The sequence below is a fragment of the Bremerella sp. JC817 genome, assembly GCF_040718835.1.
Classification (GTDB): Bacteria; Planctomycetota; Planctomycetia; order Pirellulales; family Pirellulaceae; genus Bremerella.
The window spans coordinates 1-616 of sequence record NZ_JBFEFG010000230.1 but is presented as its reverse complement, the minus strand read 5'-3'; the positions used below and the strand labels follow the sequence as shown (position 1 = coordinate 616).

Annotated in this window: 1 pseudogene; it reads right to left on the bottom strand. The window is 60.7% G+C overall.

The window, feature by feature from the left end:
• Window positions 1–349: pseudogene (locus AB1L30_RS01195) on the bottom strand (hypothetical protein); the annotation flags it as partial.
• Window positions 350–616: the final 267 nt, after the last annotated feature.

The window sequence follows — 616 nt, the reverse complement described above, 5'->3', positions numbered from 1 at the left end:
CATGGAAGTAGGGTAAATCAGTCAGCGGAGGTCGGTTCCGGCGTGGCCGGATCGAGCTGCCAGGGATCGTTCCGCATCGCGAACGGTGGAGGGGGCACGTCATGCTGGAGTAGCTTCTGTTGAAGCACTTCGCTTCGCTTTCACGCTGCGTCAGCGGAACTTCGACGTCGGCGTTCAAGCGTGGCGTTGCCAAGGCACCGGTCACACGACGCAGTTCGTTCTCGTGAGCACGAATGTCGTCTTCGCCGAAGCCAGCCGAACGGATTTCCAGGATCGCACGTTCCAGTTCTCGGCGGGCCTGTCGCTTCAGCAGTGCTGGTGGCAGAAGTGAAATAGCAACGCTCGCCAACCGAGGCGGGTATCGCGATCGCCTCCCCGAGACGCAACACAATGCCTCGGGGAGAACGTATATCCGAACTGCTTACGCCAAAGGTTTGATGCCGACTACGGTCGTGCTCAAGCATGCCTTTCGCGGGCACTGACGTAGCGGGTGCCTCAGCAAGCGGTCTCAACCTGCGGATAGCCGAGAGCGTCGAAGGCCGCTCGAATGTCGTCTTCATCGGGCCAGCCGCCCTGATCGTCCACGTTTTCAAGAGCGTGGCAGCGGTGATCGCTG